Source organism: Gammaproteobacteria bacterium (assembly GCA_013001575.1).
In the GTDB taxonomy this organism is placed as follows: Bacteria; Pseudomonadota; Gammaproteobacteria; order Steroidobacterales; family JABDMI01; genus JABDMI01.
The window spans coordinates 1-24,498 of record JABDMI010000008.1 but is presented as its reverse complement, the minus strand read 5'-3'; the positions used below and the strand labels follow the sequence as shown (position 1 = coordinate 24,498).

26 protein-coding genes are annotated in these 24,498 nt (G+C 45.4%); 4 read left to right on the top strand and 22 right to left on the bottom strand.

The genetic code is table 11. The annotated features are described in order from the left end of the window. Window positions 1-50: 50 nt before the first annotated feature. The 8 genes from rpoE to HKN88_00545 form a co-directional block, all read right to left on the bottom strand. On the bottom strand, window positions 51-713 hold the full coding sequence (rpoE, locus tag HKN88_00580) for an RNA polymerase sigma factor RpoE (GenBank protein NNC96546.1): 663 nt from the start codon (window positions 711-713) through the stop codon (window positions 51-53). Between the two features lie 120 nt (window positions 714-833). Further along, window positions 834-1,259 (bottom strand): hypothetical protein, encoded by a 426-nt coding sequence (locus HKN88_00575; protein NNC96545.1) that lies wholly within the window; start codon window positions 1,257-1,259, stop codon window positions 834-836. Between the two features lie 67 nt (window positions 1,260-1,326). Next, window positions 1,327-1,527, bottom strand: a complete 201-nt coding sequence (locus HKN88_00570; GenBank protein NNC96544.1) for a succinate dehydrogenase assembly factor 2 — start codon at window positions 1,525-1,527, stop codon at window positions 1,327-1,329. Window positions 1,528-1,617: 90 nt separating this feature from the next. Next, window positions 1,618-2,403, bottom strand: coding sequence for a succinate dehydrogenase iron-sulfur subunit (locus HKN88_00565; protein ID NNC96543.1), 786 nt, complete (start codon window positions 2,401-2,403; stop codon window positions 1,618-1,620). Window positions 2,404-2,454: 51 nt separating this feature from the next. Next, window positions 2,455-4,248 carry a succinate dehydrogenase flavoprotein subunit gene (locus tag HKN88_00560; protein ID NNC96542.1) on the bottom strand — a complete coding sequence of 598 codons (1,794 nt, stop codon included), beginning with the start codon at window positions 4,246-4,248 and terminating at the stop codon, window positions 2,455-2,457. A 63-nt stretch (window positions 4,249-4,311) separates the two neighbouring features. Continuing rightward, window positions 4,312-4,695 carry a succinate dehydrogenase, hydrophobic membrane anchor protein gene (gene sdhD / locus HKN88_00555; protein NNC96541.1) on the bottom strand — a complete coding sequence of 128 codons (384 nt, stop codon included), beginning with the start codon at window positions 4,693-4,695 and terminating at the stop codon, window positions 4,312-4,314. Further along, window positions 4,692-5,081, bottom strand: a complete 390-nt coding sequence (sdhC, locus tag HKN88_00550) for a succinate dehydrogenase, cytochrome b556 subunit (protein NNC96540.1) — start codon at window positions 5,079-5,081, stop codon at window positions 4,692-4,694. Before sdhC ends, sdhD begins: the two co-directional genes overlap by 4 nt. 41 nt (window positions 5,082-5,122) lie before the next feature. Continuing rightward, on the bottom strand, window positions 5,123-5,329 hold the full coding sequence (locus HKN88_00545) for a DUF1674 domain-containing protein (GenBank protein NNC96539.1): 207 nt from the start codon (window positions 5,327-5,329) through the stop codon (window positions 5,123-5,125). Window positions 5,330-5,551: 222 nt separating this feature from the next. On the opposite strand from HKN88_00545, the gene HKN88_00540 reads away from it, so the two are divergent. After that, window positions 5,552-6,415, top strand: coding sequence for a folate-binding protein YgfZ (locus tag HKN88_00540; protein NNC96538.1), 864 nt, complete (start codon window positions 5,552-5,554; stop codon window positions 6,413-6,415). An 8-nt stretch (window positions 6,416-6,423) separates the two neighbouring features. Here HKN88_00540 and HKN88_00535 read toward each other — a convergent pair whose 3' ends face one another. The 5 genes from HKN88_00535 to prfB form a co-directional block, all read right to left on the bottom strand. Continuing rightward, window positions 6,424-7,392, bottom strand: a complete 969-nt coding sequence (locus tag HKN88_00535) for a sensor domain-containing diguanylate cyclase (GenBank protein NNC96537.1) — start codon at window positions 7,390-7,392, stop codon at window positions 6,424-6,426. 94 nt (window positions 7,393-7,486) lie between these two features. Further along, window positions 7,487-8,050 (bottom strand): hypothetical protein, encoded by a 564-nt coding sequence (locus HKN88_00530; protein ID NNC96536.1) that lies wholly within the window; start codon window positions 8,048-8,050, stop codon window positions 7,487-7,489. Between the two features lie 65 nt (window positions 8,051-8,115). Next, window positions 8,116-10,206 (bottom strand): TonB-dependent receptor, encoded by a 2,091-nt coding sequence (locus HKN88_00525; protein ID NNC96535.1) that lies wholly within the window; start codon window positions 10,204-10,206, stop codon window positions 8,116-8,118. A gap of 444 nt (window positions 10,207-10,650) precedes the next feature. Then, window positions 10,651-12,153: a lysine--tRNA ligase gene (lysS, locus tag HKN88_00520; GenBank protein NNC96534.1), complete on the bottom strand. Its 1,503-nt coding sequence runs from the start codon at window positions 12,151-12,153 to the stop codon at window positions 10,651-10,653. Between the two features lie 76 nt (window positions 12,154-12,229). Continuing rightward, a protein-coding gene (gene prfB / locus HKN88_00515; GenBank protein ID NNC96533.1) for a peptide chain release factor 2 occupies window positions 12,230-13,325 on the bottom strand; the annotation gives its coding sequence in 2 pieces (ribosomal slippage) (window positions 12,230-13,261 and window positions 13,263-13,325; 1,095 coding nt in all). A gap of 112 nt (window positions 13,326-13,437) precedes the next feature. On the opposite strand from prfB, the gene HKN88_00510 reads away from it, so the two are divergent. After that, window positions 13,438-14,718, top strand: a complete 1,281-nt coding sequence (locus HKN88_00510) for an OmpA family protein (protein NNC96532.1) — start codon at window positions 13,438-13,440, stop codon at window positions 14,716-14,718. 77 nt (window positions 14,719-14,795) lie between these two features. Here HKN88_00510 and recJ read toward each other — a convergent pair whose 3' ends face one another. Beyond that, window positions 14,796-16,520: a single-stranded-DNA-specific exonuclease RecJ gene (recJ, locus tag HKN88_00505; protein ID NNC96531.1), complete on the bottom strand. Its 1,725-nt coding sequence runs from the start codon at window positions 16,518-16,520 to the stop codon at window positions 14,796-14,798. A gap of 24 nt (window positions 16,521-16,544) precedes the next feature. After that, the gene (locus HKN88_00500; GenBank protein ID NNC96530.1) at window positions 16,545-17,321 is read right to left on the bottom strand and encodes a hypothetical protein; all 777 of its coding nucleotides are present in this window, start codon (window positions 17,319-17,321) and stop codon (window positions 16,545-16,547) included. Window positions 17,322-17,352: 31 nt separating this feature from the next. Here HKN88_00500 and HKN88_00495 point away from each other — a divergent pair, with 31 nt between their 5' ends. Further along, entirely contained in the window at window positions 17,353-17,724 is a 372-nt protein-coding gene (locus HKN88_00495) for a hypothetical protein (GenBank protein NNC96529.1), read from the top strand. Window positions 17,725-17,805: 81 nt separating this feature from the next. Here the strand turns inward: HKN88_00495 and HKN88_00490 are convergent, their stop codons facing one another. From HKN88_00490 to surE, 4 genes are read right to left on the bottom strand one after another with little or no spacing between them, the layout of a single operon-like run. Continuing rightward, window positions 17,806-18,576 (bottom strand): peptidoglycan DD-metalloendopeptidase family protein, encoded by a 771-nt coding sequence (locus HKN88_00490; protein NNC96528.1) that lies wholly within the window; start codon window positions 18,574-18,576, stop codon window positions 17,806-17,808. Further along, on the bottom strand, window positions 18,555-19,136 hold the full coding sequence (locus tag HKN88_00485; GenBank protein ID NNC96527.1) for a DedA family protein: 582 nt from the start codon (window positions 19,134-19,136) through the stop codon (window positions 18,555-18,557). Before HKN88_00485 ends, HKN88_00490 begins: the two co-directional genes overlap by 22 nt. 15 nt (window positions 19,137-19,151) lie before the next feature. After that, on the bottom strand, window positions 19,152-19,832 hold the full coding sequence (locus tag HKN88_00480) for a protein-L-isoaspartate(D-aspartate) O-methyltransferase (protein NNC96526.1): 681 nt from the start codon (window positions 19,830-19,832) through the stop codon (window positions 19,152-19,154). After that, window positions 19,829-20,581 (bottom strand): 5'/3'-nucleotidase SurE, encoded by a 753-nt coding sequence (gene surE, locus HKN88_00475; GenBank protein ID NNC96525.1) that lies wholly within the window; start codon window positions 20,579-20,581, stop codon window positions 19,829-19,831. The genes HKN88_00480 and surE overlap by 4 nt, the downstream gene beginning before the upstream one ends. A 171-nt stretch (window positions 20,582-20,752) precedes the next feature. Here surE and HKN88_00470 point away from each other — a divergent pair, with 171 nt between their 5' ends. Continuing rightward, window positions 20,753-21,283 (top strand): DNA mismatch repair protein MutS, encoded by a 531-nt coding sequence (locus HKN88_00470; protein ID NNC96524.1) that lies wholly within the window; start codon window positions 20,753-20,755, stop codon window positions 21,281-21,283. A 15-nt stretch (window positions 21,284-21,298) separates the two neighbouring features. Here HKN88_00470 and HKN88_00465 read toward each other — a convergent pair whose 3' ends face one another. The 3 genes from HKN88_00465 to HKN88_00455 all read right to left on the bottom strand — a co-directional run. After that, entirely contained in the window at window positions 21,299-22,939 is a 1,641-nt protein-coding gene (locus HKN88_00465; GenBank protein NNC96523.1) for a diguanylate cyclase, read from the bottom strand. Between the two features lie 121 nt (window positions 22,940-23,060). Then, window positions 23,061-24,110 carry a tRNA pseudouridine(13) synthase TruD gene (locus HKN88_00460; protein NNC96522.1) on the bottom strand — a complete coding sequence of 350 codons (1,050 nt, stop codon included), beginning with the start codon at window positions 24,108-24,110 and terminating at the stop codon, window positions 23,061-23,063. Window positions 24,111-24,126: 16 nt separating this feature from the next. Next, window positions 24,127-24,498 (bottom strand): hypothetical protein (locus HKN88_00455; protein ID NNC96521.1); only part of this gene is annotated, 372 nt, incomplete at its 5' end.

The following is a 24,498-nucleotide window of genomic DNA, read 5'->3' as shown; positions in this document are numbered from 1 at the left end:
TACAGTGCAGATACACTTGTATATTTGACAGATCTCGCCTAACTCCTAAATTATTCGGTGTTCTCCAGTAAGTCGTGGATCTGTTTTTCTATGGCTTCTCGCGCCCTGAAAATGCGAGAGCGCACCGTACCTATCGGACAGTTCATTATTCTGGCAATGTCTTCGTAGCTCATGCCCTCATATTCACGCAAACTCACTGCTACGCGAAGATCCTCAGGCAAAGAAGAAATGGCATTATGAATGCCCTTTCGCAATTCTTCTTTCATGGCAAGCCGGTCTGGCGTATCAATTGAGGTTAATAGTAAGGAGGGATCAAAAGCATCATTATCGTCATGTTTGAGATTGATGCCACTGTAGTTTCTGGGACGACGCCCGCGTGCGACCAGATAATTCTTGGCGGTGTTGACTGCAATACGATATAACCAGGTATAGAACGCGCTATCGCCACGAAATTTCGGCAATGCCTTATAGGCCTTAATGAAAGCATCCTGGGTTACGTCGTGAGCCTCGGAATGATCAGACAAAAAACGCATTACCAATTTGATGATCTTGTGCTGATACTTAAGTACCAGAATATCAAAAGCTGCTTTTTCTCCAGCCTGCACACGTCGTACAAGATCAAGATCGGTGACTACTCGACTTTTATCACTGCTTTTCTCAAGTTGAGATACCGAAGTATTATTGTCTACTGATGCCAATGCGGATTTACTCATTGTGTGATTGTCCATCTGTTATGCAGCTGGACTGTTGGGTAATTCTATCAGGCCAGACTGCAGTATGTTATTCGATTTATCTGCGTTTAGACTATTTTGCTTTACACGGGTTCCTGATAATTATCGATTTTCTGCCGGTATTCCATGCTGTCTGATTTGTTGACAATAGCGTATAAAATCCTGATTTGTGGAAAAACACCAAATCTTGTGCACATAATCCTGAGCTTGATTTTTATCGCTGAATCGCAGGCTATATCCGAGGCCGAAAATCGTCGCCATTGAATTTAACGTCACGGCTACACGATTTCCCAGGCTTTGTTGCAAATACCACTGATGATGAATAACCAGAATTTTGCAAAAATCATCTCTGACTCTGTTGCGATGTGATCGCACAATCTCAAACGCACCCATTGCAATAAGCAAGCCATAAAGCAACGCTTGATACCGTTTTGCCAATGCCAGAGAAGCCACTAATCCAAATGCCGCCAGTAAACAAACTATGTGTAGCACAAACTCAACTGTGGCCGGTTCAAGCGTAGTTTGCATTGCCGTCGAGAATGCTGTCTGACTTGTCAACGAAGAATTAGCGACACCTTGTTCGCTTTTTACAGAATTAGGTTTCGCGGATATTGCGGATGGTGATAACGAGTTTTTGCATGGTTTCATTGGATGGCTGCTCCCTGCCGATGATGTACCCAAAGAGAACCGGATCTTCCAGTGCCAATAAGTCAACAAATCCTTGTTGTTCAGTTGCCGATGCGATTGGAAATATTTGATCCAGGTATTGCTCCAGTAAGACGTCTAATTCTCGCATACCGCGCCGACAATGCCAACGCAAACGCGATAACGAATGTGTGTCAGACAATTCTTACAACCTTAACCGGTAATCCAGCTCAATACCGGATCAATGCCGGCGATCCGCCAGAAGTTTTTTGGTTTCGGCGATCGCCAAGGCCGGATTCAGTCCTTTCGGGCAAGTGCGCGTGCAATTCATGATGGTGTGACAACGGTAAAGCTTGAAAGGGTCCTCAAGGTCATCCAGTCGTTCACCGGTTGACTCGTCGCGACTATCCACGATCCAGCGATAAGCTTGCATGAGTATGGCTGGTCCCAAATAGCGATCACTGTTCCACCAGTAACTTGGACAGGCGGTCGAACAACAGGCGCATAGAATACACGCCGACGGCTCATTGATCTTTTCCTGGTCCTCTTTGCTCTGTAAGCGTTCTTTTCCAATTGGCGCCGGACTGGTTGTGCGTAACCAGGGCTTGATTGAAGCGTATTGCGCATAGAAGTTGGTTAGATCCGGAACCAAGTCCTTGACCACCGGCATATGCGGTAATGGATAAACATTCACGTCTTTTTTTACATCGTCACAGGCTTTGGTACAGGCCAGAGTATTGGTCCCGTCAATATTCATCGCGCAGGAACCACAAATGCCCTCCCGACACGACCTTCTGAATGTCAGGGTAGGATCGATCTCGTTCTTGATCTTGATCAAGGCATCCAGAACCATTGGCCCGCATTTGTCCATATCCAGCTGGTATTGGTCAATTCGCGGGTTCTCGCCGCTGTCTGGATCATAACGATACACCTTGAAATTGCGAACATTCTTGCTGCCTTCAGGCGCCGCAAAAGTTTTACCTTTTTTATTAATGCGTGAGTTTTTAGGTAAACGAAATTCTGCCATGTGGATTCTCGATCTTTATCAGTTAAATTGAATCAAAAAATAAAAAATTTATTAGTAAACGCGCTGCTTGGGCGGTATTACAGCCAAGTCATCTGTCAGGGTTTCCATGTGTACAGGGCGATAATCTATTTTCGCCCGGTTATTTTCACGCTCATACCAGATCAAGGTATGTTTCATCCATTCTGCATCATTTCGGTCTTTAAAATCTTCCCGCGCATGCGCGCCGCGACTTTCTTTTCGGTTTTCTGCTGCGATCAAAGTACAGCTGGCATTGCCCAGAAGATTCTCCAATTCCAGGGTTTCCAACAGATCTGTATTCCAGACCATGGACTTGTCACTGACTTTCACATGCTTGAATGACTCGACCACATCGGCGAGTTTCTCAATGCCTTCTTGCATAACCTCGCCAGTACGGAACACCGCCGCGTGATCTTGCATGGTGCGTTGCATATTATCGCGGATTACCGCTGTGGGTTGATCGCCATCGGCGTGTCGGATCTTGTCTAGGCGGCTAATGGCGTTCTCTCCGGCAGTGCTGCCAAGTTCCGGTTGGCGTGCCCCGGCTTGGATAATCTTACCGGCGTGTATTGCTGCTGCGCGTCCAAAGACCACCAGATCGAGCAGGGAATTGGAACCAAGACGATTAGCCCCATGCACCGAAACACAGCCCGCCTCACCCACGGCCATTAGGCCTGGAACAACATGATCTGGATTACCGTCTTTAAGTGTGACGACTTCGGCGTTGTAATTGGTTTGAATACCACCCATGTTGTAATGCACGGTTGGCAATACCGGAATCGGTGCTTTGGTCACGTCTACATTGGCAAAAATTTTCGCGGTTTCAGCAATCCCGGGTAAACGTTCTTCGATAACTTCGCGCCCCAAATGCATCAAGTTCAAATGAATGTGATCGGCATTATCGCCAACCCCGTTACCCGCACGGATCTCCATGGTCATAGAACGCGAAACCACATCACGTGACGCCAGGTCTTTGGCACTGGGCGCATAACGTTCCATGAAGCGTTCACCTTTGGAATTGGTAAGATAACCGCCCTCACCCCGCACCCCTTCGGTGATCAGACAGCCGGCACCGTAAACACCGGTTGGGTGAAACTGTACAAACTCCATATCTTGCAAAGGCAATCCCGCACGCAGCACCATGCCATTGCCGTCTCCGGTGCAAGTATGTGCGGAAGTACAGGAGAAAAATGCACGGCCGTAACCACCCGTGGCCAAGACCACCATTTGGGCACGAAAACGATGCAAAGTACCGTCTTCCAGATTCCAGGCCATGACTCCGACGCAGCGCCCATTCTCCATGATCAGATCCAGGGCGAAGTATTCAATAAAAAATTGCGCGTTGTGCTTAAGCGATTGTTGATACAAGGTATGCAACATGGCGTGTCCGGTCCGATCTGCAGCAGCACAAGTTCGTTGAGCCGCAGGACCATCGCCATATTCCGTGGTCATGCCACCGAATGGTCGTTGATAGATCTTGCCTTCTTCAGTTCGTGAAAACGGCACGCCGTAATGTTCAAGTTCGATCACTGCATCCGGGGCTTCTTTACACAAATATTCGATCGCGTCTTGATCGCCCAACCAGTCGGAGCCTTTCACAGTGTCATAAGCATGCCAGCGCCAATCGTCCTTGCCCATGTTGCCCAGTGCAGCAGAAATACCGCCTTGAGCGGCAACCGTATGACTGCGGGTGGGGAAAACCTTGGTAATACAGGCTGTAGACAAGCCCTGCTCGACCATTCCGAGAGTTGCCCGTAGTCCGGCACCACCGGCACCGACGATAACCACATCAAATGTGTGGTCGATTATTTCATAAGCTTTGGTCATTGCACCATGCCTTGTAAATGTGTATTCAAAAAATTTTTAATTGGTTTGTTTTATATCAAACGATCATGCCAAATAAATCCTCAATATCGAGATTACCGCCACAACAGCAACAAGAATATGAATGAATTTAAGCAGCAATAATGAGATTACCTTTAATCGGCCACCCACATAGTCTTCAACAACCACTTGTATACCCAGTTCGGAATGAAAAAAGATACTCAACACGAACATCAACATGCTCGCTGCCACATAGGGTTGCTGCAGCCACATTTTTACGGTGATGTGATCGTAGGATTGCAGGCCTAAAAAAGTAAACAGTAAATAAATGGCCAAGGGGATTATCAATACGGCGCTTACGCGTTGTGCCCACCAGTGACCGGTGCCATCTTTTGCCGAACCCAGTCCTTGTGCCGTACCCAAAGGGGTTTTTTTCAAATCCAGACTCATGCTGCACCACCCAGGATCAGATACCAGACACCCGCAGTAATCAATATCGATACAATTATCACAAAAACACCCGAGCTTTTGACCTGGTCTATTTCATACCCCTTGCCGGTATCCCAAAACAAATGTCGAATACCGTTACAGAAGTGATAGAAAAATGCGTATGACCAGCCAATCATTAACAAACGACCAAACGGTGCACGGAAAAAATCCATTACCTGCGCGTATTGCTCACCACCGCTTGCAATTGCCAAAAGCCAGCAAGTCAACATCAACAATCCGATACTCAGAAACACACCCGTCATGCGGTGCAATATGGACAATGTCATTGTGATTTGCCATTTATAGATCCCCAGATGTGGAGATAATGGTCTGTCAATTTGTTTCATGTATTTACCTTGTAGTGTAAATGTAGCTTAGGTAAGGGAAATTAAAAATCGATACAGCGTCCGTTTTTTTCCCAATCACCATAACGCGTTGGTTCCAGGCCTCCTCGACCACCGAATTCTTGCTTTTTAGGTGTATTTTTAGTTTGGTCTGGGTTTTCTTTTGACACGCTCTTGTTTTTATCGCTTTCAACCACAATATTTATGGAACCAAGTGTGCTTGAATTTTCAGGTTGCTGTGCTGATTTCATGGAATTGCTTTGTACGATTATGTGAATTGAGTAGCCACAAAATTCGTTGTAGCTAATTGAATTATCTGTATATTGTCGCTGAATCAGTAGTGCTTAGCAATTGTAAATACAGGTATCGCGTCACACTTAAATTGGACGACTAATATCGTATTAATCAAGGTTCTAAACTAATTGGCTGTTTATAGCTCTATACTAAGTCAAACCACCCAAGACAAAATTCATATGGACGATTTTTCAACACTTATACGCAGCGAACCCGGTTGCGCTTTATTAAGCCAGAGCGGCATTGTTCAGGTCAATGGCGCAGATGCCGAGGATTTTTTACAGGGACAATTAACTCAAGACATCCGATCCATCGAAATGCACTCGGCAAAATTATCGGGCCTGAGCAATCCCAAAGGCCGATTATTGGCAACGCCGTTTGTATACAGAGCCGACAATGATGACTTTTTGCTGTGCTTACCCGTTTCGATAATAGAAAGTGTACGGGCGCATTTACAAAAATATGTGATGCGCGCAAAAGTTACTCTCCAGGTTCGCGATGATTTAAAGATTTACGCAAGCTGGAATATTGAGGACAGTCTTCTTAAGCAAGAGTTGGGGTCTTTTGGTCTGGCAGATCATTGCAATCTGCGCATGCATATCAGCAGCGATGAACAATTGCCAAACCATCTCCGCACTGAGTCAGGCTGGCGTTTACAGAAAATATTTCATGCTATTCCCGATGTATTTTCCAAGACCAGTGAGCATTTCGTGGCACAAATGTTGAATCTTGATGTTTTACAAGCCGTGAGTTTTAACAAAGGATGTTATACAGGCCAGGAAGTGATTGCACGCATGCAACATCTCGGCAGGATCAAACGTCGCATGTTGATATTGAAAATAGACCAGTCGAACAGTGAGCTTAAAATAGATCCTGGTGAAAAATTGATTCGAGGTGAAACAGTTTTTGGGGAAATTGTGAGTGCCAGCACTTATGCAGAAGCAATCTATGTTCTTGCGGTAGTGCAGCTTGATAAGCTTGAAAATATAGACTTGAACGAGATAGGCATGCACAAATTACCTATGCCCTACAATCTGGACTGACACTAAAGCTAAAGAATACTTTGGGTCATCTTCTGTTTTGGCGACTTTTCAGCATAGAGCAATCGGTCGGCTTCGCTCATGAGGTTTTCAATCGACGGAGCGCCAAACATGCCACTCTCAACCACACCCGCGCTAAAGGCCAATTGAAACTCGTTTTGCGGATTTGCGTTTGCTTCATCGAGCAATTCACGCAAGCGTTCAAGTCCGGTTACCGCGTCCTGCTTGCTGGTATTTGAGAGCAGCACACAAAACTCGTCCCCGCCAAATCGCGAGATCACATCGGACTCTCTAAACACCTGGGTCATGCAATCGGCAAATATTTTCAACGCCCTGTCACCCGCAATATGTCCGAATTGATCATTTATATATTTGAAATGGTCCATATCCAGCATGACCACAGAAACAATGTTTTTGGAGCGGTGTGCAGCACTAAGTACTGTCTGTGCGATCATGTTAAAGCCGCGCCGATTTGTCAGACCGGTTAATTCATCGACATATAACACCAGCTCATCAGAAACCATGGAGGCCAGATCAAGAAGGTCTTTGCGATCTTTGTCTGTAAAAGAGCGAGGCTCATAATCCAATACACAAAAACTGCCCAGCTTGTATCCATTTAATGGTTGTAATGGAACGCCTGCGTAGAAACGCAATTTGGGGTCATTGGATACCAGGGGGTTATCAAAAAAGCGGTCATCCTTGGTCAGGTCTTCAACCACAAAGATGTCATTTTGGTTAATTACATGGCCACACACCGACACACTGCGAGGCGTTTCGCTTACGTCGAGACCGCATGAGGATTTGAACCATTGGCGATGGCTGTCCACCAGACTAACCAGGGCGATCGGTACATCAAAAATACTCGAGGCCAGACGCGTGTAACGATCAAAGCGTTCTTCCGGCGGGGTATCCAGAATTTTTAACGATTGCAAGGTCTCGAGTCGTGAGATCTCATTAATCGGTCGTGGTGGCGTTTTCATTACAAATCCTTGTTGTTAATTCAACAGGTTTTGACATATAACTTATCATAATTGGCAGATTGCCCATATTGTGGGAATCACTTATCAGTTTAGCTTAATTCAGGTCAGGATCTTTCCAGTATTTAGTGCCTTTGACCGTGACCTGCAAGGCCAATCCCGTTTCAGTTAACTGGTAAATAGTAATATTATCCACAGTCAGTTCACCACCGACGGCGGCACCTTTATCCGCTGCTTTAGCCGCGGCATCAGCTTGTGCCCCGAATGCCCAGCCTTCATCGACAAAGCGTTTCAGACTATTTTCAGTATGAAACACAAAAACAGCTCGAAAATCCTTTAGTCCCAAACCCAATCCCAGACCCACTTCACCCATTCGCATGTAGGTGTCTTGACCAGAACGATTATTGTGCACCACACCATAACCACCGCCGAAACTGGCCAGAACCAGATTTACGTTTGCATTGCTAAAAACAGCATAGCCTGGTGCACTACTTACCTGATTTCGTACATCAGGTTTGACCTTATAAAGATCCTGCAATACTTGAGATTTCATTTGCTGCACGGATTGACGCTTTTCTGCAGGTGAACTACCTTGGGTTGTTGCGCAAGCCGCAAATGAAAACACCATGAGCACGCTTAAAAGACGAACGTATAATTGCATAACAACCCTCCTGTTCCAATTATCTGATTTTGACACAATTCACAGTCAATAGTTTATCAATCTCTCTAAAAAACGTAACGAACACCCAATTCAATTGAACGCCCGGGCTCAGGTGCAAATTCTTTTGTAAACGATGCATGATTACGAATTTCTTCATTACTTAAATTGCGCCCATTGGCAAAAAACTGAAATTGCTTATCTCCAACATGCCAATGATAATCCGCATAAACATCAATGCGCTTATAGGAATAATGTTTTGATTCCCTGGCCGCCAGTTTTTTCTGTGAATAAACCAAAGTGTCTCTGACTTTTACACTCCAGTCTTGTCCAGTGAAACTTAATTCAATTCCGCTTCGTTGTGGTGGAATTCTTGGCACATAAGGTCCGCGAAGCAACTCCGCTGCCACATACTCGCCAAATATAGAAAAATTAACTTTATTGCCCCGGCCAGTCTCAAATAGCAGTACATCAATATCTGCTTCAGCACCTATGAAACGGGCGTCCTCCTGAAGATAACGGCTGATAATTGCATCATCAAAATCTGCAATGTCGGATAGATAGATATAATCATCTATAGCATTAATGTAGGTTGTTGCTTCGCCAGTAATTCGGCCTTGGTGATGACGATAGCCAATTTCATAATTCAACGAAGTCTCTTTTTGTAAACCTGGATCACCAATTTCAAGACGTCTGGTTGCGGCATGCTCCACTAGCGCATCAGGATTAGGTAAATTACTACTTGGGTTGCAACCAGTACTTTGAAAATTGGAAAAAAGTTCTTCGACGGCAGGCGCCCGTTGTGAGCGACTAATAGAAAAATGCAAACTTCCTTGGCTGTTTACATTCCATATCAAGCCCAGATTTGATGAAATTGAATTATGGCGCGGATCACAATGACTATTAATATCGATTCGTTGTTGATCTAGACGAATTCCACCTTCAAATGTTAATTTATCCAAAGTTAAACTCTCGATCAGGTAGATGCCCAAAGCATTGATATTTGCCTCCGGAATAAAAACTTCTTCACCTTTTGCCACAAAATCCCGATTCACATAATGCAAACCCAGCGACCCGTTCAGGTCAGTTGATACACCTTGATGATGTGCATTAACTCTCAATTCTTGACCTTGATTGTCATAAACCGTTCCAATTTCCTCGCCTTCCAGTTCACTATGCATGTAATCATTGAGTGTTAAACTCGCTGAATACTTATTTACCCATGACGAAAGCGGTGAATATTCGGCTTTGAGGTCTACTCGGGTTTGTTGCATATCCAGGCGGGTAAATTCCTCATCCTCGTCTGCGTGTGATTCCTCATGCTCATGTGCACCGGGTGGCAAGCCATATTGATTGTCGATGTCATTAATTGACAAGCCTATGTACCCGGCATCAGCGATGAATGTCAGTCCGGCACCATAAACACGCTTTTCACTGTCTGAATTTTCCAGAATACCAAAACTGCTCATTTCAGCAGAGTCCTTGAGTGCAAAACCTGGAATTGACACATTGTCATTCGAATGAAGAACGCCATCAACATGCCAGGCAAAATTACCAGCCGCTCCGGAGAGCATGGCAACCCCCGTGTTTCCATTATTGACGTCATTTTTTCGAAATTCCAGGGCACCTGAAGTACTTTCCGGCAGATCAGAACGAATGCGTTTATCAATCACATTAACAACCCCGCCAATTGCACCATTACCATATAGTAAAGTTGATGGTCCACGTACTATCTCTATGCGTTCTGCAAGCATACCTTCGATTGCATTGGCATGATCCTGACTGGTATTTGAGGCATCTAATGCACCACTGCCATTTTGTAATACCTGCACTCGGTTGGCGCCATGCCCCCGAATCACCGGTTGACCAACTCCGGGTCCAAATGAAACCGAATTGACCCCAACCTGAGATTTCAGCATATCTCCAATTGTACTGGCGGCATTTTCGCGCAGTGCCTCTTGATCAAGCACAGCAATAGGGGCAACAGTCTCTTTTTGAGATTTGTTCAATACCCCGGTAACAACAACTTCTTCAATATTATGATGCTCGGTATGTTCTTCATGAGTCCCATCCTGTGCGTATACGACTGAAAAAGAAAAAAGAACAACAATACATAGTAATAATACGGATCGACCGGGGGTTTTAATTGAAATATTCATAATCACATTCTCATTATTAAGAAAATAAAAGAAACACGTCGGCGACGTGTGAACCAAGAGATACGTTGTGATTATGCGGGTGGGCCGCGGAGATATAATACGCGAGATCTGTTTTTCGATAGTTCAAGGAAGGTGATCGCTAGAGATTCAACTGAGGTAAACTCTGGCGATATAAATTTTGTTGACGGTGACAAAATGACATCATCAAGCTCGATATTTTCAGCCATCAGGCATGTCGCGCAGGACTCAAAACTTAAATCGTCAACATCGTGCGAATGCGCTGCATAAGACAGCTGGGTACAAAGCAGTAACAAGATCAAAGCAATGAGCTTGTTCAAAATGCCTTTGTTGCCGTAATATTTCATTCTTTTAATATAAGGGTTTTCAAACCAGAAATCGCTCGTTTAAGCTGTTTAATTACGCAGTGAGTTAAATTATCCATCATTACTCGGGTCGCATCAATGGAAACAACAATACATCCCGGATCGATGCCGAGTCTGTTAAGAACATAACCAGTCTGTCTATTCCTACACCCAGTCCTGCGGTTGGTGGCATACCGTATTCAAGTGCCTCAACATAATCTGCATCGTAAAACATGGCTTCATCATCGCCGGCATCTTTTTGTTCCACTTGCGCCTTAAACCGCTCGGCCTGGTCTTCGGCGTCATTCAACTCGGAGAAGCCATTAGCGAGTTCACGTCCACCGATGAAAAATTCAAAACGGTCGGTTAAAAATGGATCAGCATCATTACGTCGTGACAGTGGCGAGACTTCCGTTGGATACATGGTGATGAAAGTGGGTTCGATCAAACGATCTTCAACCGTCTTTTCAAATATTTCAATTTGAAGCTTGCCTTGTGCAAACGAATCCTTGGTCGAGATGCCTAATTTTTCACAGTAAGACACAAGGTAATCACGATCGCGAATTTTTTCTGCGTCGAAATCCGGGTTATATTGCAATATTGAATCAGCGACCGTCAAGCGAGTGAAGGCTTTGCTCAGATCAAATTCTTTTCCATCATTCACAACCTTGCCATCTCCAAATAACATAGTAGCCAGGCTACGCACCATGTGCTCAACCAGATCCATGAGATCATTAAAATCGGCATAGGCCCAGTACAGCTCTAACATTGTGAATTCGGGATTGTGACGGGTAGAAAGGCCTTCATTACGAAAGCTTCGATTGATCTCGTACACCTTTTCAAAGCCACCCACGGTGAGACGTTTCAAATACAACTCAGGTGCAATGCGTAAATACAATTGCATGTCCAATGCGTTGTGATGGGTTTTAAAAGGCCTTGCTACTGCTCCACCCGGAATCGGGTGCATCATCGGGGTTTCGACCTCCATAAAAGACAGCGCGTTCAACAAGCCGCGAATATGCGCGATTATACGTGTGCGTTTTTGAAAAACCGCACGCGATTCCTGATTCATAATAAGGTCTACATAACGCTTGCGATAGCGGGTTTCCGTATCGGTCAGGCCATGATATTTTTCCGGCAAGGGTCGCAGAGATTTGGTCAGTAATTCAATATTGTCACAATGCACCGACAACTCGCCTTTATTGGTTTTAAATAATTTGCCTTTGCCACCTACAATGTCACCAATATCCCAGGTCTTGAAATCGGCATACACGCCTTCAGGCAGGTCATCGCGCCGCAGATACAATTGAATACGACCGGTGTGATCCTGAATATGCACAAAGCTGGCTTTTCCCATGACACGTTTGGCCATAATGCGACCCGCCACAGCCACTTCCACGCCCAATTCCTCCAGCGTTGCTTTGTCACGGTTCTCATACAAGGCATGCAGTTCTTCGGCTGAAGCATTACGTCTAAACTGATTCGGAAATGCAGTCTTCTGATTAGCAGCACTGGTTTGACGTAACTCTTTTAGTTTACGGCGACGCTCAGCAATTAATTGGTTCTCATCAAGATTTTCGGACATAGTTTATTTCGTTTTATTAAATTTAGTTTTTATTGACTGCGAATTTTACGCGAATCCCACTTTAAAGATCTTGTTATTAAAGACCTTGTTTTAATGAGGCCTCGACAAATTTATCCAGATCACCATCCAATACCGACTGGGTATTCGAGTTTTCAACGCCGGTACGCAAGTCTTTGATTCGAGATTGATCCAACACATAGGAGCGGATCTGGCTGCCCCAACCCACATCGGACTTACTGTCTTCCATGGCCTGACTTTCAGCATTGCGCTTAAGCATTTCCTGTTCATACAATTTGGCTTTTAGCTGGGTCATTGCTGTGGCTTTATTCTGGTGCTGGGAGCGCCCGTTTTGACACTGCACCACAATACCCGAGGGCTCGTGCGTGATACGTACTGCCGATTCGGTTTTGTTAACGTGCTGACCTCCAGCGCCAGAAGCACGGTACACATCAATGCGCAGATCAGATGGATCAATCTCGACTTCGAATGAATCATCAATTTCGGGTGAAACAAACACCGAGGCAAATGAAGTGTGGCGTTTGTTACTGGAATCAAAGGGCGATTTACGCACCAAACGATGTACCCCGGTCTCGGTTTTCGACCAACCAAAGGCATAATCGCCGGTAATTTTAACGGTAGCGCTTTTAATTCCGGCCACATCACCCGGCGAGGCTTCGATCAATTCGGTTTTCCACCCGTGTTTTTCGGCCCAGCGTAGGTACATGCGCAATAACATTTCTGACCAGTCCTGGGCCTCGGTTCCACCGGCGCCTGCCTGTATATCCAAAAAGGCGTTATTCGCATCCAGTTCGCCGGAAAACATTCGCCTGAATTCGAGCTCTTCGACCCTGTTGGTAAAGGTGTCAATATCGCTGATCAATGAAATGACGGTTTCTTCATCATTTTCTTCGGCCGCCATTTGCAGTAGATCTCGAGTATCCGAGAGGCCACGGCTTAACTCGTCTATATTTTGCACAATGCTTTCCAGCGCGGCCCGTTCCTTTCCCAAGGCTTGTGCAGTATCGGGATTTCCCCAAACATCGGGGTTTTCCAGCTCTAAAACCACCTCTTCAAGACGTTCTTTTTTGATGTCGTAGTCAAAGAAACCTCCGCAGCGCGTCGGTTCTTTGCAACAAATCATTTACGTTAGTTTCTAAACTGTTGATTTCCATAGTATTTGCATTTTATTTTTTGTATCAATAAAACCAATTTTAGCTTATAATGTCGGACATATTCTAATTTTAATTAACAGGATGTTTACAACTAATGAACAAATTGAACAATATGAACAAATCAACAAAAATCCTTGCACTGGGTCTGAGTGCACTCATAAGCTTAAACGCATTTGCCGCGGAATCAAACAATTCGGACGCCAGTGATTGGTACATTAGTCCGTTGGGCTCCTACATCAAATCCGATCAAAGCCGACTGACAGATGATAGCGGATATAACTACCGCCTTGGTCTGGGTAAAGCCATTACCGACAATTTAAACCTCGAGCTGGGTCTTGACGTGAATCGTTTTGATCGCCCAAGCATGACTGACCTTGAACAAGTCGGACTAGAACTCGATGCCTTGTATTTTTTCAATCGTGACAGTGCTATTTCTCCTTATCTCGCAACAGGTATTGGCATGTTCAATACCAGTGAGACCGACGATACCAACGCAAGCTGGTCTGCTGGACTGGGGTTAATGACCGATGTTGCATTTCTGGATGAAGCCAAATTTCGTACCGAGGTTCGTTTCCAGCAAGAGTACGATTCAAGCGATTACATTCATGACGATGTTTTGCTAAGAGCCGGAGTGCAAATTCCTTTTGGTGCAAGTTCCAAAGCTGCACCTAAAGTTTTAGACAAAGACAGCGATGGAGATGGTGTAAACGATTCAGACGATAAATGTCCAGCCACACCTGCTGGTACTCAAGTGAATTCATTCGGTTGTGAGATAGATTCTGACCGGGATGGCGTTGTTGACAGTAAAGACGATTGCCCTAGCACCAAGTATGGTTTAGCTGTGGATGCACGTGGCTGCCCGGTAGATTCTGATGGTGACGGCGTTAATGATGCAAATGACAAGTGCCCGGATACTCCAGCTGGTACTGCGGTAAACAAAATGGGTTGCCCACTTGACGGTGACGATGACAATGATGGCGTGCCAAACAGCAAGGATCAATGTCCAGATTCTGCGCAAGGTGTGCGCATAGATTTCAAGGGCTGCGAGATAAAAGTTGTTATTTCATTACCCGAAATATACTTTGAGCTTAACTCAGCCAAATTAACCTCTGGTTCGTTGAGTATCCTGGATGGCGCAGTTGAAACACTGAACAAGTATCAGGACATCAATGCCGAAGTTGCCGGTCACACTGATGCCACTGGCTCCGAGAAATACAACTTGTGGCTCTCGGACAAACGTGCCATGGCCGTGAAAGAGTATCTCATCTCTAAAGGTATTGCAGGTTCGCGCCTGACCTCAAAAGGCTATGGTGAAAGCCAGCCGATTGCCGACAATTCAACTCGAGAAGGCCGCAAAGCCAATCGCCGCGTGGATCTGAATGTGGTTAAATAAACCATCTTCCAGATCTGAAACAAGCCTCGCACATGCGGGGCTTTTTTTATATCTGTGAATAAGTAAGAATAGTGTATCTAATCAGAAATCTGGCGCACCAGCAATTGTAAGGATTCACTGCCGCGAAAACGGTTTACATTCAGTTCATAGACTACATGCAACTCATCATTTGCCACTGCCTCTAACAACTCTTGATTGAAGGCAATGGCGTTAATGGTTTGACCACTTTGTGCATGACGTAATTTAAGACGTAAATGTTTTTGTCCTACCAGGCTTTGCTGCACGAGTTCAAAGTTGTTGTCAAACAATGGCTCGGCAAATCCATTACCCCAAGGACCACTATTTTCCAATTGCCGGGCAAATTGCATATTAAAATCATCCGCCATTATTTCCCCGTCACTCCAGGTGAGTGCCTCGCGTTGCTCGGGTTGCAATATTTCATCAACGGCTTGTTCAAATGCCTCGGAAAACTTCTGAAAATTTTCAACTTCCAGTGTCATACCCGCTGCCATAGCGTGTCCCCCGTATTTACTTAACACCCCCGGGTGTGCTGCAGCTATACCATCGAGTAAGTGTTTGATGTGCAACCCCTCGATCGATCGAGCTGATCCTTTGAGTGTAACGTCATCCACTTTGGCAAAGATCACCGCCGGTTTATGATGTTTTTCTTTTAAACCGGAAGCGACCAATCCAACCACACCTTGATGCCAGTCTTCACTGTATAAACAAATGCTGGCCTTGCTGGAATGCTCGAGCTTATTGTTCTGTAATGCCTTAGCTGCTTCTGCTCTGTCATTGGCTTGTATTGCGCGGCGTTCATTATTGATCTCATTTAAGGCTTCGGCAAGCTCATAGGCCTTACTCATGTTCTGACTGAGCAAGCACTCAATGCCAATGGTCATATCATCAAGGCGACCGGCGGCATTTACACGCGGCGCTACGGCAAACCCCATGTCCTGACTGGAGGCAAGGCAGCTTTCACGTTTGGCTACTTGAAACAAGGCTTTGATACCGGGACGCGTTTGCCCGGCACGTATACGGGCCAATCCTTGAGAAACTAAAATGCGATTGTTGTAATGCATAGGCACAACATCCGCGATAGTCGCCAGAGCCAACAAATCCAGCCAACGGGTTATTTTAGGTTTACGGATTTTTTGCCCGCTAAACCAGCCGCGTGACTCCAGCTCAACCAAAAGTGCCGACATTAAATAAAACACCACCCCAGCTCCGCATAATGTTTTTGCGGAAAAATTTTCCTGCGGTAAATTTGGATTCACAATGCAATTAGCAGTGGGTAATTCGGCGGGTGGTAAATGATGATCGGTAATAATGACTTCAACGCCGGCTTTTTGAGCCGCCAACACCCCAGCGTGACTACTGATGCCGCTGTCAACGGTCATGATCACGTCCACGCCTTCGGCAATCGCCTCCTCAACAATGCCTTCACTCAGGCCGTAGCCATATACAAAGCGATCAGGCACCAGGTAAGACAAATTTATCCATCCACAGGCACGCAAGACTTCCAGAGCGATGACCGTGCTGGTTGCTCCGTCGACATCGTAATCGCCAATGATGATCAAACGGCTTTGTTTTTCCAAATGATCAGCCAGGCATTTGGCAGCGACCAATGCGGACTTAAACTCACTAACCGGTATCAAATTTTGCAAGGATAGGTCGAGCTCATTGTCACGGGTCAAGCCTCGACTGGCGTAAATGCGTTGAATTGCGGGATGTAGTGTGTCCGGCAATTGGTGCTCGGGAACCGGTCTACGTATTATAGTTTTTTTAACGGAATTAGACATGCAAGTAAATTATAACTTTGTAGATTAAGATTTATCGAAAAACCGTTGCCACCAAGCCAATAACTTATTCGGCTTTAACTCATATATCTTCGAATCGGCAAATCTGATATGAATAGCATCGATGTTTTTCACATTGGTTTTCAAGTCTGCATAGACAGAATCAAATGCTTGTGGCTCTTCAAGTAAATACACCCGGTCGCTGGCATTTTCATCGTGTATATAATTCAAGTCGGAAAAGTGTTTATCACGGGTGTAATCAATAATGCGTGCTGTCTTATTTTCTAGAAGTGGCCATAAATACAAAGCATTCCAAACACTGTTTTGTTGATAACACCAGGCCTGCATTTCCGACAAGTGCTTTTTCAATTCGCCCGACGCGGCCTGTACTTGCACTCGGTAATCGGCGAAATACGGCGGCCAATAACGAGGGGCAAGATTAAAGCGGTATGGCTTAATAAATTTCAGGATATATGCGTTTTTATTGTTTTTATGCAAAACAAAATCATTCTCAAAAAATTGATTGAAAGCAACTAACTGATCGGCACTGATCACCGAATCTTGAGCCGGCAATGGATAGCAAATGCTGTCGCGCATTCCCACTTCAACGCGTACCGGCACTACATGAAACTCCCTGGGGTCACTGACCAGGTCCCAATCCAGCAAATTCAGCAAATTTGGCCAGAAAGCTGCATGCTCAACGGCATTTACACTGGAGCGCTTCAAGCAAGCTTGCAATAAGGTATTGCGCAGTTCATCGGTGATGTCCTGTTGTGAACGATTAATAAAGATTACAATACGCACTGTTATGTTTTTATAAAATTAATTTGGATTTATGACTATTCTAACGCGCCACAGCAACGACAGCGGTTATATTATTTCGGCTTACAAGCAAGGAGCATTACATCTGGGTGAGGAAGTATACACAAGTCCTATCCTCGTGAGAGCTGGCGAGCTGGCGGAAAACTGGACGACTAAAGCGCTCACAGAATTGACTACAGAGGATTTTGCCCTGGCGCTGGAATGGCAACCGGAAATATTACTTTTTGGCTCGGGTCCAAGCCTGCAATTCCCGGATTTTTCCATCATACGCGACCTCAGAGAACACAAACTAAGCCTCGAAGTCATGGATACCTCTGCAGCATCCCGCACATTTAATGTATTGCGCAGTGAAGGAAGAAATGTGGTGGCGGCGTTGTTGGTTTGAGAATGAAAAAGCTACAGCGTGAGGCAATGAAAGTGCTTCTGCAGTATAAGGGGATGCTTGTTTGGTTTTATCTTCATTTCATCATTTGGGTAAATACGCTAGCGGATCCACCGGACTCCCATTCTTCCTGACTTCAAAATGCAACATGCGCTGATTGTTTAAACCCAAACCAATTATGCCAATTTCCTGACCTTGCTCAACACTCTCACCTTCACTGAGCAATATCTTTTCATTGTACCCATACGCGGTTAAGTACGTATCATTGTGTTTAATCACCACCACATTACCCAATCCCACCAAGCCACTCCCTGCATAAACCACTTTTCCGGAGGCCGCGGCTTTGATACGCTGACCTTTAACCCCGGCAATATCGATACCTTTGATGGTTCGGTCCTGAGCGTTAAAATTATTGATAATACGACCACGCAAAGGCCAGTCTAATTTTAGGGATGCTACTGTCGGTATCGTTGGCCCTGAACCATTACTACTTCTCGATGTATTTGAGCCGTGAGTATATCCAGCTGGCGGATACAGTTTTAACTTCATGCCTTTGAAAATAATGTCATTTACACTCATATTATTCCAGGCCGCCAGGTCTTGATATTTAATGCCATAACGCCTGGCAATCACAGAAAAGTTTTCGCTCGATTGCACAGTATGGGTTACCGGACGCTTACCGGTCGGTCGTGGTGTACCCGCTCTGGGTGTGGTGGTGCGTGAACTGGATGTGGGAGCTTTTGACTTGCTGTCGTTCCACGCCAAGCTACAAGCTTGTAACCAAAGTATTGCCAACAGCAAAAACCCGGTGAGTATCATTTGCAAATAACGAATCAATGTCTGGAGATTAACCATATCAGGAGCGCCAAGAGTACGACAACGATCCAGCCAATTATTTCCACATGTTTTCGAATTTTTTCTTCCATTCTGACACCGCCCGCCTTGATCAGACCCGCGACCAGATAAAACCGGGCACCGCGACCAATGACCGAGGCGATTACAAAGCTTGGGAAAAACAATGCCAAAGCACCGGCTGTAATGGTGAATATCTTGTAGGGAATCGGTGAGAATCCAGCCGCAAGAACCACCCATAAGCCGTATGCATCAAACCAGTTTTGTGCTTTAGTCAGACGCTCAGCATAGCCGTGTTCAAGTAACCAGGGTTCCAGACTGCCAAAGGCAAACATGCCAATCGCGTATCCGGCAATTCCGCCTAGCACTGAAAATACAGTTGTCAGAAATGCAAAATACCAGGCCTTGTGTGGCTGACTCAACGCCATTGGTGCGAGCATGACATCCGGCGGGATCGGGAAAAAAGACGATTCGGCAAAACTCAGTCCAGACAAATATGCCGGCGCGTGACGGTGTCGCGACCATTGCAACACCCGTTCATACAATCCTGTGAAAATTCTCATATTAAGCGAAATGCTCTATCTTTTGCCATGCAGCATAGGAACAAAACTCACAGCACCCAAATTCTCGGTTACAAATTCTTCTTCCTCTCGCGTGATGAGTAACAGGTCCTGACGCCCTTGTGGCCCAACCGGAATGACCAGACGCCCGCCGACCGCCAACTGTTCCAGCAAGGCTTCGGGTAACTTATCGGGTGCCGCGGTAACAATGATTGCGTCAAACGGCGCCCTCGCCGGCCAGCCTTTCCAGCCATCACCGTGTAACAAACTGGTGTTTTGAATGCGTAATTGGCGAAGGATATTGCGAGCCATGGTATTCAGGGGTAAATGCCGCTCAATGCTATAAACCTGCTTGACCAGACCCGCAAGCACGGCGGTTTGGTAACCGCAACCCGTGCCGATCTCCAACACTTTATGCAATGGACCATCACGTAATATGGCTTCGGTCATTTTAGCGACCACATAAGGTTGCGAAATCGTTTGCCCATGACCAATCGGCAAGGCCGTGTCTTCATAGGCGCGGCTGGCCAAAGCTTCATCCATAAACAAATGCCGGGGCACCAAGCCAATTTGTTTTAACACTTTTTCATCACGAATGCCCTGGTCGTATAAACGTTGCAACAGGCGTTCGCGGGTGCGCTGTGAAGTCATGCCTATTCCGCGTAAACTCAAGGGCACTCCCAGACGTTGCTTACTCATGCGAGCCAACTTTGCAATTCGCCGATAGCAGCATGCTGGGTCAAGTCGGTATGAATAGGCGTGATCGACACATAACCATTATTCACTGCAAAAAAATCCGTGCCGTCACCGGCATCGCCTTCCTCGCCCACCGGGCCGATCCAGTACAGTGTTGACCCTTTGGGATCCTGAGTAGGAATGACTTGTTCCGAACGATGGCGATTTCCCAGTCGGGTGACTTGAAAACCTTTGATTTTTTCGTAGGGAAGGTCAGGAACATTCACATTTAAAATAGTGTCGCCGGATAATTCATGTGAAGCCAGTTTACTGACCAGTTCATAGGCCACTTTGGCAGCGCATACCAAATTGTCGGGACGTTGTGAAACCAGTGAAATGGCGATAGCGGGCAGACCGAGAAAGCGCCCTTCCATTGCGGCTGCAACAGTTCCCGAATACAACACATCGTCGCCCAGGTTTGCCCCGTGATTAATTCCGGAGATTACCATGTCCTGTTCTTCTTGCAATAAGCCGGTGATGGCCAAATGCACACAATCGGTGGGGGTGCCATTTACCGAAAAGTGTTCCTCGTCCAATGGCCCTTGTTCTCGTTGTACTCGTAAGGGATGCTCAAGACTCAACGAGTTACTGGCGCCCGATCGATTACGATCCGGCGCGATCACTGTGATACTGCCCAAAGGTCGCAATGCTTGTGCAAGGGTCTGGATACCGGCGGCGCGGTAGCCGTCGTCATTACTGACTAGAATTTTCAATAGATTCTGCTTTTAATATTTAGAATTAGTGGAAATACATCACTGCCCGAATTGTTCTTCCTCTACAGTGTCCAAATGGTAACAAATAATCCTTGCCAGCCGTATAAATTAGAGGCTTTTTTGAGTAAAATTTTCAATAATTTCAGAGACTAAGACTTATTCGAGCAAAATATGTCTGATAAACCTTCAGATGACGACCGCAAAGCCTTAAATAAGGCCATGCGGGCGGTCAAACCAATAGTACACAATCAAGCCGATGTGGGCCTTCCAAAGCCCCGCGCAAAAGCGAAATTTACGCGGGCTGATGAACGCCGGGCACTTTTAGAGGCATTGGAGACGGATGTACAGGAAGCCGAGTTTGAGTCTGGTGAAATATTGTCTTATGCGAGACCCGGGGTTCAAAAGTCGGTAATACGACGTTTACGCCGCGGTGATTATTCTGTGCAACGCGTCTGTGATCTGCATGGCGAAACCGTGGCCAGTGCAAAACTAATCTTGTCGCGCTTTATGCAAGAATGTCAGGATGATGGCATTCGTTGTGTGCGTGTGATCCACGGCAAAGGACTGAGATCTGGCCACCAAGGTCCTGTTATTAAACCTAAAGTGAATCGATGGTTACGCGTCTGGGATCATGTGGTGGCATTCCACAGCGCTAGAATACAGGACGGCGGAACCGGTGCTGTGGTGGTCTTGTTGAAATAAATATATTGCCAATATTTAAACGGCTAAACGTACCTGATCGCGACCCTGCTGTTTAGCCTGGTATAAGGCTTTATCCGCTGCACTCAAAAGTTCTTCGAAGGTATGTCGTTCTTCGTTGAGGTCGGCTATACCCGCACTGAATGTAACGCTTAATACAAAATCGTCAATGTCGTACAAACGACCACTCATAATCGCGCGTTCGTTATCAATTATCGATTTAGCAATCTCGGCGGTGGTATTTGGGAGCACACAAACAAATTCTTCCCCGCCCAGTCGCGCCACAACATCCAGTTTACGTTGCTGGTTGGTTAAACGGTTGGCAAATATTTTCAAGACTCTGTCACCAATAGCGTGGCCGTAAGTGTCATTGATATCTTTAAAATGATCGATATCTATAATTACAACACATAAAGGCTGTTTTCCGATATATGCGGTTTTAACCAGCCGATTGGCTCGTGGCATCAAATAGCGACGGTTATGCAGCTGGGTCAATTGGTCAATATGTGCAGCATTTTGCAATTGCGCCATAGGTTTCCAGGCTGTTTGCGCCAGATACCACCCTAAAAATATCGATGCAACAATTATAAAACCTGCAAACCAGTATTTAGATTCTTCACTGTTGCGAATTGATGAAAGGAACTCTTTACTGTCACCATAAGAAACGATCTCCCAGGACGTACTTCCAGTGACCGGTATCGGCATCGCTTCAACCAGATATCTGGAATTATTATGCAAAAACTCAGGTTCTCCAGTCAGGCTCATTGCCGATTGAAAAGCAAGCTTCATCAGCTCATCATTTGAACCCATTACATTTAATAAACTTGCCTTTTCCATTTCGGATTTTTTCAGATACTGGTCATACAACGAAGGTTCCGCTATCAGTGTTCCATCCATGGTTGTAATAAAACTTGAACCAAATCGCTTGATCTCGAGCTCACTCAAGAAATCAGCCAGCTCGGTAAGTTCGACATCAACTCCAATCACACCGAGGATTTCGCCGCTGTCATCAATTATCGGAACCGCTGTGGTTACGCCTAATCGCTGGGTTGTGAAAAACACATAGGGTTCCGTCCAGATCTGTGCTTTTTGTGTCGTACTTTTTATATACCAGGGTCTGGAACGCGCCTCAAAATCATCTTCAATCTCCTGGTAATCCAGTTTTTCGCGTTCCGAGTTACGCCACCAAACCGTGGTTGTGGATTCGGTTGTGGTGTTATTTTTAAATTTTACCCGGTATTTGGCGGTGGGCTCGTCAGAACGGGAAACATAAAAAAAGCTGCCCTGATTATTTGCGAAATAAACACCGGCGAAATCGGGGTAAAGATCCAGTTGCGACACAAAGTATTCTTCTTGGGCATCAAGGTCATTTGCCGCGATGACAAATTTACTCACCGCGTCGGCAGTTAAAGCAGCCTGGTTTTCAGCCACTTTCAGGAATTTGTGTGCGTGTCTTAGAGATTCAGTCGTTGTATTTTCAAGAATAGCCCGTGCTTCACCGGAAATTACCTGATTGTAGTTTAAATTGGAAATAAACATTTGCCCCATGACCATCATGCCAGGCAAAAAAGCAAGCACATACAGCAAATAACGTCTAACCCGGACAATTTTGCCAGTCGAATTTGCCGAATTCAGTGAATTTACTGCGGGTGTGGTCATATGTATTTAGATAGTGACGCATAACAAAGGTTTTAAATGCTAGGAAAGTATAGGCTCTAGGCAAGTATATAACGCTAATTGATCCATGTATCTACAAAAGTTAACAAAATATTTGAATTAGTTAATCCGTTTTGACTGTGACCAACAATTCAACAAGCACGCTAGCGTAGCATCCTGCAGGTAAACTAAAAGACAGCACCACGTTGTTGTCATGCTCTTGCATGCTCATGTTATTCGGAATTACGCGCAATGCTCGCCTGGCCAGTTGCGCATGTTGTCCCAAAAATTCCACGATTACGGAATAGGTTTGCGCTATCAATTTCTCATACTTTCCCGCTTCTGCTACGGCCCACATCTCACCTTTTCCAAACAAGGGCGCCGTTGGATGCAAATCTAGAATTTCACAACGCTGATCAATGGATTCTTTAGTCTCTGACTGCCCGTCATACAAAAACACTGATTTTGAACCATCCAGTTGAATAACCTCGCCATCAAGTACTTTATTCCAATTTTTACTTTTAACTCGTTCGGCCAATATCAGGTTAAATAAAAAACTGCGCAAAACAGAAAAATACAAACTGCGTTGTTCTCGGCGAATTCGCTTTCCGCCTTGTTGTACCCAATGAGTTGCCTTCGCTAGGTTTTTGGATTGATAGCCAAAGCGTTGTGGTCCAAAATAATTTGGAAAACCATTGCTAGCAATATCCAGTATCCGTTGTTGCAAGAGTTGTTTATCGCCGTGAAAATCTCTAAGGACAATTGCAAATTGATTGCCAACAAGATTACCCGGGCGTAATTTGTGGGTATGCCGGGAACAGGTTAACAGTTCACAACCGGGAATCGCAAATTCCTTTCCATCGCATTTACGTTTTGGGTCATATATGGAAAACCATTGCGTTGTGACTGCCTGTTTATCCTTGCGACCAGCATAACTGATGTCACGTATTTTAATGTCAGACCAAGTCGCCAGTTGCTCAGAAACCCAGGCGGTGTTGGCACCGGTCTTGCGAATGTGCAGCCAGACATGCTCTCCTTTACCGCAAGGTGTATAGGAGGGCATCTCGTCGACGGTAAAGTCTTGCGGGAATTTTTTGAAATCTGCATGGCCACAGAATTCTTTGTAGGGTGATATCAGTTTGGGGGCGCCTTGCGCAGTGGCGAATTGATTCAAACCGGAGATTCAGATTCTAGACGGCGTCATCATCGATGTCATCAAAATTGAATTCACGAATATCGATTTCCTGACTGAGATCAATCTCGTCATCACCATCTATATTTCCTATAGTTATCTCATTCACAGTTTGCAATGTTGCTGTATCTTCAAGCAGAGTTTCTAGTTTTTCGTCTTGCTGGGTTTTGCCTATGATTGAAATTACTGCATGCGCTGATATACCTTCCTTGCGCCCAATCGCACCAAGTTTCTCTGTTGATGTTGCTTTAATATTGATCCGGTCTATTTCGCAGCTGAAAATTGTTGCTATGGATTTACGAATTGCGTCTGAATGTTCCATGACGTGAGGTACCTGAGCAACAATCGTTACATCAAGATTATTCAGCTC

Bases quoted from the DNA above. Each gene is read 5' to 3' on its own strand.
- HKN88_00560 (NNC96542.1), bottom strand. From the start codon at position 4,248: ATGACCAAAGCTTATGAAATAATCGACCACACATTTGATGTGGTTATC.
- HKN88_00530 (NNC96536.1), bottom strand. From the start codon at position 8,050: ATGCAATTATACGTTCGTCTTTTAAGCGTGCTCATGGTGTTTTCATTT.
- recJ (NNC96531.1), bottom strand. From the start codon at position 16,520: ATGTCTAATTCCGTTAAAAAAACTATAATACGTAGACCGGTTCCCGAG.
- HKN88_00495 (NNC96529.1), top strand. From the start codon at position 17,353: ATGACTATTCTAACGCGCCACAGCAACGACAGCGGTTATATTATTTCG.
- HKN88_00480 (NNC96526.1), bottom strand. From the start codon at position 19,832: ATGAGTAAGCAACGTCTGGGAGTGCCCTTGAGTTTACGCGGAATAGGC.
- HKN88_00545 (NNC96539.1), bottom strand. From the start codon at position 5,329: ATGAAATCAGCACAGCAACCTGAAAATTCAAGCACACTTGGTTCCATA.
- HKN88_00510 (NNC96532.1), top strand. From the start codon at position 13,438: ATGAACAAATCAACAAAAATCCTTGCACTGGGTCTGAGTGCACTCATA.
- lysS (NNC96534.1), bottom strand. From the start codon at position 12,153: ATGTCCGAAAATCTTGATGAGAACCAATTAATTGCTGAGCGTCGCCGT.
- HKN88_00535 (NNC96537.1), bottom strand. From the start codon at position 7,392: ATGAAAACGCCACCACGACCGATTAATGAGATCTCACGACTCGAGACC.
- HKN88_00570 (NNC96544.1), bottom strand. From the start codon at position 1,527: ATGCGAGAATTAGACGTCTTACTGGAGCAATACCTGGATCAAATATTT.
- HKN88_00465 (NNC96523.1), bottom strand. From the start codon at position 22,939: ATGACCACACCCGCAGTAAATTCACTGAATTCGGCAAATTCGACTGGC.
- HKN88_00485 (NNC96527.1), bottom strand. From the start codon at position 19,136: ATGAGAATTTTCACAGGATTGTATGAACGGGTGTTGCAATGGTCGCGA.
- sdhD (NNC96541.1), bottom strand. From the start codon at position 4,695: ATGAGTCTGGATTTGAAAAAAACCCCTTTGGGTACGGCACAAGGACTG.
- sdhC (NNC96540.1), bottom strand. From the start codon at position 5,081: ATGAAACAAATTGACAGACCATTATCTCCACATCTGGGGATCTATAAA.
- HKN88_00525 (NNC96535.1), bottom strand. From the start codon at position 10,206: ATGAATATTTCAATTAAAACCCCCGGTCGATCCGTATTATTACTATGT.
- HKN88_00540 (NNC96538.1), top strand. From the start codon at position 5,552: ATGGACGATTTTTCAACACTTATACGCAGCGAACCCGGTTGCGCTTTA.
- HKN88_00470 (NNC96524.1), top strand. From the start codon at position 20,753: ATGTCTGATAAACCTTCAGATGACGACCGCAAAGCCTTAAATAAGGCC.
- HKN88_00490 (NNC96528.1), bottom strand. From the start codon at position 18,576: ATGGTTAATCTCCAGACATTGATTCGTTATTTGCAAATGATACTCACC.
- rpoE (NNC96546.1), bottom strand. From the start codon at position 713: ATGAGTAAATCCGCATTGGCATCAGTAGACAATAATACTTCGGTATCT.
- HKN88_00575 (NNC96545.1), bottom strand. From the start codon at position 1,259: ATGCAAACTACGCTTGAACCGGCCACAGTTGAGTTTGTGCTACACATA.
- HKN88_00565 (NNC96543.1), bottom strand. From the start codon at position 2,403: ATGGCAGAATTTCGTTTACCTAAAAACTCACGCATTAATAAAAAAGGT.